5 protein-coding genes are annotated in these 9,584 nt (G+C 35.2%); 1 reads left to right on the top strand and 4 read right to left on the bottom strand.

Features of this window, described 5'->3' with window-relative positions:
* Positions 1-345: 345 nt before the first annotated feature.
* Positions 346-1,272: a tyrosine-type recombinase/integrase gene (locus INF30_RS11980; RefSeq protein WP_226395360.1), complete on the bottom strand. Its 927-nt coding sequence runs from the start codon at positions 1,270-1,272 to the stop codon at positions 346-348.
* A 153-nt stretch (positions 1,273-1,425) separates the two neighbouring features.
* Here INF30_RS11980 and INF30_RS11975 point away from each other — a divergent pair, with 153 nt between their 5' ends.
* Positions 1,426-4,068: a tetratricopeptide repeat protein gene (locus tag INF30_RS11975; RefSeq protein WP_226395359.1), complete on the top strand. Its 2,643-nt coding sequence runs from the start codon at positions 1,426-1,428 to the stop codon at positions 4,066-4,068.
* Here INF30_RS11975 and INF30_RS11970 read toward each other — a convergent pair.
* The 3 genes from INF30_RS11970 to istA all read right to left on the bottom strand — a co-directional run bounded on the left by INF30_RS11970 (position 4,063) and on the right by istA (position 9,086).
* Positions 4,063-5,154 carry a hypothetical protein gene (locus INF30_RS11970; protein ID WP_226395358.1) on the bottom strand — a complete coding sequence of 364 codons (1,092 nt, stop codon included), beginning with the start codon at positions 5,152-5,154 and terminating at the stop codon, positions 4,063-4,065. The genes INF30_RS11975 and INF30_RS11970 overlap by 6 nt on opposite strands.
* A gap of 1,594 nt (positions 5,155-6,748) precedes the next feature.
* On the bottom strand, positions 6,749-7,486 hold the full coding sequence (locus INF30_RS11965) for an ATP-binding protein (RefSeq protein ID WP_087173043.1): 738 nt from the start codon (positions 7,484-7,486) through the stop codon (positions 6,749-6,751).
* A complete protein-coding gene (gene istA / locus INF30_RS11960) occupies positions 7,473-9,086 on the bottom strand; it encodes an IS21 family transposase (RefSeq protein WP_226395357.1) in 1,614 nt (537 codons plus the stop codon). Before istA ends, INF30_RS11965 begins: the two co-directional genes overlap by 14 nt.
* Positions 9,087-9,584 lie beyond the last annotated feature (498 nt).

The raw sequence follows: 9,584 nt of genomic DNA, 5'->3' as shown, positions 1-9,584 counted from the left end.
CGCATGTAGGGATATAATTAATAAATTTTTGCTTTTTTTCTGAATTTCTGCCATTTTATCTCCTTCCACCTAAAAATCATGGAATTTGCGTCTGAGAATATAAATATCTATGGATAACTGCTAATTACCAAATAAATTATATCAAAAATCGCTATATTTTTCCACATATTATGCTTACATTCCAAAAATCCTTATATTTCGTTTATAAAAAGCAACAGTCGACTGATTTTCTCAGTTTCTCCACTACTACTTCTTCCCATATTTTTTCTTTTTCATACGCCAAAAAGACCGCCCCTGATTAAGCCGGTCCACTTTGCAATCGTAGAATAATAAAATAATGAAAAACTATGCAGCTCGAGCCATACGAACTATATTCATTAGTTTTCTAGGATGCTTTTCTCTTAAAATTTCTGCTTGCTTTTTGGCTGCAATATGTATATATATCTGGGTAGTTTTAATCGAGCTATGTCCCAAGATCCGTTGTACGTAAGTCACATCCACCTCCTCTTCAATCAAATATGTTGCGAACGAATGTCGAAACATATGTGGAGTAATATTTCTTTTAATGCCAGCCAATTTAGTATATTTTTTTAACATTAACCTAATTGATTGTTCTGTATACCTATTCCCGCGACTATTCACAAAGAAAAATCCACTTGTTTTGATTGCCTCAGAATTATATTCATAATATTTTTTTAGAATATCCAAAATTTCCGGAGCTGCAACTTGAATGTATCTTTCTTTTCCCCCTTTACCCATAATTTTTATTAAACCTGTGTTTAAATTTATGCAGTCTAATTTTATATGCGATATTTCATATACTCTGGCTCCGGTAGCAAACAACGTTTCTACTACAGCTATATCTCGCAGCCAGTATTTGTAAGTTTTATCACTATTTACATTTTCACGCGAATACATATAATTCAAGAGAAGTTCAATTTCTTCTCGCGGGATTACTCTAGGTAAAACTGTCGTTTCCTTAAATTTTACTCTTATTTTTCTAAAGGGGCTATCGTCAATGATCTCACACTCTTCTAAATAATTGTAATACGCTTTGATAGACGCTATTTTACGCTTTATCGTTTTTTGCTTATATTTTTTATGCAATTCTGTTATGTACTCTTCTATTTTCTTTTTGTCTGGCACGTCTTCCTGGGTATAGTCAAAGAATTGTTTTAAATCAATTCTGTAGGCCTTCAAGGTATTCCAGTCCAACTCTTTTCTAAATTCACAATAATCAAGATATTTCTTCACCTGTTCCTTATAATTCATAGTTTTGTCCTCCACACCTTTTTTTCGGTAGTGTAGCACATTTCCATACGGATCTCACCTCGTCTTCAGGATAATACCCTATTATCCTTTAGCATTAGATTACAAATGATGTACTATACTATTGTGACTTACTCAATGCCCATGGAGGAAAAGATGAACAACAATTTATCAAAAGGCAATGATTTTGAAATGCTTGTATATGAAATTCTATATCATACAATACCACATTCCTTAGAATTTTATTATGGCGGCAGCGATCGCGGACGGGATATTATGGTTCAATACAATATTCATGGGCAAAGTAAGCAAGTAATTGTGGAATGTAAAAATTATGATTCAGCAGTATCTCAAAAAGATATAGTTAGTTCAATTAATTGGGCAGTAGCGAATAGACCTGATTTATATTATTTATGGGTATCAAGTCATTTAACCCCTTCTGCAAAAGATTATATTGATAAAATAGCTACCCAATATAATTTGTGTGTACTTTACGAGGAAAAGGAAAGTATTACAAAATATAAGAATGCTCTTAAATCTGGTGATGATTCTGTTTTTGCATTACTTAAAGCAAAAATTGAATATTCTATACATAAAAACAGTGAAATTTTCAAAAATTTAGAGTATGATTCGAAAATTTTGTTATCAAGTCATTATATGTTAGATCGATCAAAAGAGCGCAAAGAATTAAAAAACAAATCGATTTTCAATTATTATATAACTGGGGCCTCTGGATTAGGGAAAACACAATTAGCGAAAGTTACAGCAAAATTTTATTATGAAAAAGGATATAAAATTTTTTGGCATAGAATAATTTCAGAAAATGAAAATCAGTATCAAACGAGATGCTTTTTAGAATCATTAGGTATGTTTTTTAAAGCCAATTTTAATGACTGTTATTTAAACGATTATCTGGAAAATCACGGGAATTATATTACTAATCAATTGATTAACATACTAACTTCAATAATTAATATATATAACCCCATTTTTTTTATTGACGACATTCATAAGTGCCGTTTAGATAACGACACTTACTTAGAGTTGCTGTATCATCTTATTCAAAACGATAACTGCCGGTGCTATTTTTTAGGTTGGTTTAATATATTTGACATTTCAAAAGTTAAAATTCGTAGCAAAATTGAGTATGTGGAAATCACGCCACTTGAAGATAAGTATATAAAACAAATTGCTAAGCATTCTAATGCGAAGATTTCTGATGAATTACTTGATATTATAGTTCAAAAAAGTCAAGGATTTCCTGCATTAGCTGAGGTGATGCCAAAATCAGAGGATTTGATTTATGTCAATAATATTGAGCAAACATTTGAGAGGTTACTAGATTATTTATCTGAAACAGAGAAAGAATTACTTATTGCATTGGTTATTAGCCGAATCCCATTACCCAAAAAAATAATATATAATAATTATTATGAGGCATCTAAGCAATTAGAGCGCAGAAGAATTGCAAAAAGTGAAGGGGAAACTTTAGCGCTCCACGATAGATTTAAAGACATAATAAAAAAATCGTTTTCTCTTAAGAATGCAAAAGCGTTTTTGATTATAGAAGAATGTTCTTCCCAGGAACCAATATTAATTATTGATCTTCTCTATGCCTATCTATCCTATGGAATGCATGACCAAATTCATGAAAAGTTAAATCAATATTTTGATTATTTAATAAAGCAGGGATTCGATGTAATGCTTTTTGAGTTTATAAAAAAAGCAGAAGAGAACGAATCTTTTGGCCAAATGGACTTTATTATTAAAAAAATGGTGCTTGTGGAGCGAAGGGCAGATTATGATTTGTTGGGGATGTATTTAGATATTACAGAAATGAAGGTGAATTCGCAAAGCGAGTATTTCTACTTAAGGGAATATTTAAAATACAGATATTTATATTTTAAATGTATGTTTGATAAAATTTTCAATATGTTTTGGAACAACTTTGAGGATATCCAAGCATATCCGTTGAAAATATATTTGCAAATTTTATTCATAATAGGAAGAACGTACTATATTCAGGGCGACTTAAAAACTGCTACAGAAATTTATTATTTTATCTATAATATGGCTTTTAGTAATTCATTATCTGATCTCTGTATTAAAGCACTTCATCGCATATGTATTATAGAAGAAAAATTAGGGATGTATAAATCGGCTCAAAAATCTCTAGAACAGCTATTAAAGAGTAAATACTTTGTAAGTGCTAAGAGACAAGCCTTCGCACATTTTCGGATGGCTAAATGCTATAACGGTCTGGGAAACACAGCGTTGGCTCATGAAGAAAATAATAAGAGCATAGAAATAAAAGAATCGTTAAATGCACAAAGAGGGCTTGTTTTTTCATACAAGTTGCGTGCTCAAATTTATATGAATGAGGATCAATATGATGAAGCTATAATATGGGCTGAAAAATCTTTCGCTTTAGCAAAAGAGCTCGGCCTTGATAAAGAAATTATTGCAACAGGTCTGGTTCTATCTAAAGTTTATCTTATACAAAAACAGCCAGACAAAGCAACGGATATTATTAAAAAATGCATTTATCCTGCTAAAACGTATACATTGGTTCACCGGTTAAAAGTATTAAAAAAACTATGCATGGAATATGGACTGACATTGTTGTATAATTCCATCTCGAGTGCATATGAATCGGCTGCTCTCAAATTATCTGAAGAGCAAACCGATTATAAAAGGAATTTAGAACCTATTGTTTTTTCTAGAATCAATAAAAACAGACTTGATCGATTTTTTAGCGAAGGTGAATCGCTGTCGCAAGAATTGCTATTGCTCTTATAATTTAAAATTGTAAATAGTTTGTAATTTTTTTGTATATCGTCCCAAATTAAAAGTGTTTATCCATACATTATCAGTGTTAGTGCGATATGTATAAATTAGATTTCTGATATCTGTTGTTATCAGCTTTGCATTATTTGTGTATGTAATTTCGTATACTGATTTTTGACTATTGTAATGACCATCCTTCATATTAGTCAGATAATAGCCACCTCCATGCGGACAGGCATAAAAACCTAAATCACTTATAATCTTATTTATTTCTACAATAGGTAAGTTCGTTTCAGATGAAAGCATTATGGGGCAAGAAAAAGGATGGTTCATTACATAGGCTCCTAAAATAATAGTATGTTCATTGAACAATCCTTCATGGGTTTCATTAAAAATAATATTGCATCCTTCAAAAAGGAATTCAGCTATTTTTTCACGATTCTTCTTTGTTATTTTATCATATGCTTTAAAAGCATTATAATATTCGATGGCTGCATCATCTATTAGATACTCAAACTTTGTATATGGAGTACGATATGTATGCTTTTTATTATCCCAATACTTTGTTTTATCAGTATACAGGCCTGGTAGAGATTGATAACCAGATTTTACAAAACTAAATGAACCATGGATTATAGAATAATATTCGGAATTCTCTTTATCATAATATATTCCTATAAAATGATTCCCTCTGTTCAAATCATCTTTGCTTAAATCTGGGAAGAGCGTGGAAAGCCTTTCTCTCTTTTCTAAAATCTCATTTGGATTTATTTTTCCTCCTGAGAGTTTACACATAGTAATACCACAACAGTTAGGACGGAACCCTAAAGGCATAAAAGGAATATTGTTTGTATCCATGGATATAATACTACCATATGGATAACCATCTCGCCATCGATGCTCATTTCGCGAGAATGTGAAATCTGGAAGTGCTATTAATCTTGTGTTTTCTACAGACCCACCAATTTCATTTATTGCAGATAGCAAATTGTAGAGACCATAAATAGCATATTCTTTAATTAAATTAGAGGTACTATCCTGCCCTGAATAATCTAGAAGATTCTTATTTGCATATTCATATATATCTAAACGTTCCACGCTAATGCTCCTTTCTAAATCGTTACAGACTTTTGATTTTTATCCAATAATTAAAAAGGATGGCAAACAAGTTATAACACTAGTAGTTTTATATAGATAATAGGGTATTATCTTTATTGCATAGTATACCATATTTAATACTTCTTTGCTATAGTTCTAGCATTTGCACGAAAAAAAGCCCTGCGATCTTCTATGATCATGATTTGTTCTATCATTTCACCGTCTCCTTCTGTAACGACAAATAAGAGAAAGGAAAACTCTTTTTCCTAAATATGACTTGAACCACCAATCGGCTACTCTCCTGTTTAAGTAAACAATTAAAAGCAAAAAAACTCACGCTAATTTACAAAAATTTTATATTTTTCTTAAATCCATACATTTTTATATGGTAACAGCATTTTCTCAAACATAGACCCTATAGCTGTCAAACAGAAAATATCAGACTTAATTTACTATCATAATATTTATTATAGCAGATCATACACATTGCCTAATACTCTGGTTTTTTACAAGAGGATACGCCCCAATAATCATGTACAGAATACCTATGCAATTTATTTTGTAACGAATATATATCCAATGTCTCAACATCAACCAAAGGGAACTGGATTCTTATCCTCCACTTACCATTTACTATACTCTAGCCCTGATATTATTTTATCCAAGCAGGATTGACATAAATTCGCTTTCAGCATTTTGTACTCCACCTCACAGTCCTCAGATAAATCAACTTCTATTGAGGCTGTTCCCCGGTCCGATATTCCCTCTGTAGGTATTGCAATACCATCGGCACTCGTTAGAGTGGACGAGGTTCCTGAGTCCATCCTCTCTTCCGATTTTTCAATTCTGAAGTCTGTTACACACCAATTTTTTAGAGAGATAATTCCTATTGAACCTGTATTACGATAATATACAATCAAGCTTTTGTTGCTACTACCGTATAAATATCAGCAGTTTTCGTCAACAAGTACTTTTAAACCACGCGCTAAAGATTTGTACTTAAAATAGACTTGATAAAATCTCATTTTGTACTTATGGAAAAGAATCTTATACGTAAAAAAATAAAGAAAAACATATAGGGTTATGGATTGACTCAGAAATACATTACAAATCAAAAAAACTTGCTTCACTAGTTGTAGCTTGAACTGATAAAAGTAAATGAAAATTTAAGAATAGCAAGCCTACTATAATCATACATATAATTCTTTTCAGGACACTTGGTTTCAGATCCGTTCCATTATTTTATCCTCCTAATTTCAGTACTTATTAGATAGATATAAGGTATTATTTAGATAGCTTCTTCCTCGAAGCCAATTAGTAAATATACATATTAAGCCGCAAGAAATCTTCCTGCAGATATGCCATTAGGCGTTTTAAGTATACCTCGCCTCCAGATGCCGCAAACTTAATTTTAAATTTGTAACACTTTTCTATTTTTCATCAATTATTTTCAGTTTTTTTGTGCGATTATTGCTTTTTTTTAGTTTATATATTATTATAAATGCATTCTGCGGAGCCTAGCGGACTCCGATGCGTTTCAGAGCGGACGCTGTGCGGCACATAACGGACGCCCTGAAACACTTGCTATTATAAATTAGTTCCTGGGCTGGATCACTACGGTATAGTGCTTCGTTGCCCGTTTCAGTATCGCATTGGCTGATACCTCGTCATTGAGGATCATCGATGCCCAGCTGTTCGGCTCTCTCTGAGAGCATACAATCGTGCACCTTGACAATTCACTGCGTTTTTCCATGACTTCAAAGAGAACTTTGATCTCGCGTTCATCTGTTATGGTGTGAAGCAGGAAATCATCCAGTATCAGCAGATCCAGCTTCAAGTAGAAGCGTACCTTCTTCTGATATTTCGAATAGTCAGCCTGTTTCAGGGCAACCATCGTTTCAAGGAATTCTTCACAGTGGTGATACATTGCTCTGTAATTCAGGCAGGCCTGTATTCCAAGTGCTTTGGCCAGATACGATTTTCCGCTGTCGGAGGGGCCGAGAATACAGACGTTGAGACCTTCACGGATAAAATCCAGCGATGACAGCGTAGCGTTGATATCGGAAGGTAGGTAGACCCTTTCTGTAGAATCTTTACACTTATCCAATGATTGAGGTCCTCCTGCAAGATGCGCCCGTTTCAGTCTGTTCTGAAATCTCTGCGATGTTTTGTTCTGGTATTCCGGTCCGATCACCTGCTCTAGCAATGACACGGCATCCAACTCATCAAAGGATTTCGAGTGATACAGCGAATCAAGCGAAGCGGCCATACATCCAAGCTTCAGTTCATTGAGCTCATCTACAAGTTCATTGATTCGATCAAGCTTCTTCATCGCGCACCTCCCCGGCAAGTTTACTGCTCTTGGAAAGAAGCCGGTCAATGTCCCCGGCATGCGGGCTCATGACAAACGCCCCTTTGTTACGTTCTTCGTTGAGCTTTGTATTGAAACCGGCACTTCCGATTTCTTCAGCAACGGCAGCAATTGAATTCTTAATAAAGGAATACGAGATATGATTCGTATCAATTGCCAGCTTGCAGCAATCTTCCAAAGCAAGCTTGCTGTACTTCTTTGTGTAGTTGAGGATACCTATACACAGGCGGTACGTCTGAACTTCATGTTCACGGCTTCTCAGTATGTGTTCTATGACTTTGACCGTATTCGGACCTACTGTCATGGCTTTCCTGGTAAAATAAGTAGCATTCCATTCTGACATCTGTTTGTAGCTTTCGGGCAGATGTGCAGGATCTGTCAGCCATTCACCCCTGCGGGAAGCCCTTCGCCAGCTGACGATGAGTTTGCCTTTCATGGAATAGATATTAACTGTTGTTGCAGAGGCAGCAATCAGAACACTCTTGTGCAGATATGCTTTATCCACACTGTAATAAGCATTATCGAAGCGCACATGAAAATCCGCAGATACTTTTGCAGTCCGTCTTTCCATGTATTCGTAGGGGACAGCCGGAAGAGGAAGCAGCTCACTGCGTTCTTCCAGCCATTGATCGTATCTGCTGTAATCCTTCTTTTTGAAGTTTTCATGGTTCAAAGCATCCAGTTTCTCCCAGAGATCTTTGTTGAACTGCTCCAGAGAAAAGTAGCGGTTTTCTTCTAAATCATGGAAAAAGCCTTTTTCAAGAATGCCTACAGCGTTTTCCACACTGCTTTTCCACTTCGGTTTACGGACTTTGGCTGGCAGTATCACGGTGTGGTTATGATCAGCCCATGCAGCATAATCCTTATTCAAATCCGGATCGATCCAGTCTTTATTGGCGGAAACTGCCTGTTTACAATTATCACAAACAACAATCGTAGGCACGCCGCCAAAATAGGCGAGAGCGTGGTTATTGACCTCAATCCATTGCGGTTCACAGGAAGATACCATCCCTTCTGCATAGATGTACTGCGAATAGGGCAGAACAGCTACAAATACAACAATGGTCGTAATCTCGCCAGTAAGTTTATCGATCAACTCAAAGGTTTTACCTGCAAAATCAACTTCCATCTTCTGACCGATTACAGCCTGGATATGCAGGGTTTCACAGTTCTCTCTGCACCAGCGACCATACAGTTCACAGAACTGTCGATACTGGTATGGCTTTGCCGCTTTTGCTATACAGTCTTTCTGGTAGCGGCTCCACAAATAAACGAGCGTCATGTTCTTCCGCTCATTCATCTGTTTAAAGATAGTTGGGAAATCGGGTTGTTCATAACTGTCATTCCGTCTGTTGGTACCTGGCTCATGGCCGTATACCAACTCATAGATTGCATAATTCGTGATCCCTTCCGGAAGCGGATACGACAGCTTCTCACACCTTTCAAAAGCGCGGATGAAGTCGTTGATTCCGGATTTGCTTGCACTGAATTCTTCAGCCAGTTCCTTGTAGCTCAGGCCCAGTGCGTACCGTTTGATAATGATGCTCTTGTAATCTAACATAAGGCATCCTCCTTAAATGATTCGTACCATTTTCCAATGGCCTTAATCATTATAAGGTACCCGCAGATTTCAATATCTACAGGTTAAGTCCGCTCGCTCCGCATCGCGTCCGTTTTGCTCCGCAAAACCGTCTGTTTGAGCCCGCTGATTGCATTATAAACTCATACAGGTTTCTCAATTATTGAGAGGAGGAGAATCCCATGGCATAAATCTAATCTAATGTCAACAAAAATTTGTATTTAGGAGTACAGCAAAATTCTTATTTTAAAGAAAGAAATACGTGTCAATAAAAATCTTGATGTGTGTAATAGAATTAAAGCCTTGCTTTCCAAAGATGACACTGAAACTTTTACTATTACAAATACAATAACTAATCCCAGGAGACATCAACGAATATACTGTTGTAAATTATGATATTAAGAAGACTTGCTAAGCATACCTCATCTTGGTACTTAAAAAGTTGGAATATCTAACACTGTGACAGTAAATAGACCAAAA

This window comes from Claveliimonas monacensis (assembly GCF_014982975.1).
Classification (GTDB): Bacteria; Bacillota; Clostridia; order Lachnospirales; family Lachnospiraceae; genus Claveliimonas; species Claveliimonas monacensis.
The sequence above is the reverse complement of the archived record's forward strand: the minus strand, read 5'-3'. Positions and strand labels throughout refer to the sequence as shown.

Coding starts and splice junctions, on each gene's coding strand:
- INF30_RS11980 (WP_226395360.1), bottom strand. CDS start 1,272: ATGAATTATAAGGAACAGGTGAAGAAATATCTTGATTATTGTGAATTT.
- INF30_RS11975 (WP_226395359.1), top strand. CDS start 1,426: ATGAACAACAATTTATCAAAAGGCAATGATTTTGAAATGCTTGTATAT.
- INF30_RS11965 (WP_087173043.1), bottom strand. CDS start 7,486: ATGAAGAAGCTTGATCGAATCAATGAACTTGTAGATGAGCTCAATGAA.
- istA (WP_226395357.1), bottom strand. CDS start 9,086: ATGTTAGATTACAAGAGCATCATTATCAAACGGTACGCACTGGGCCTG.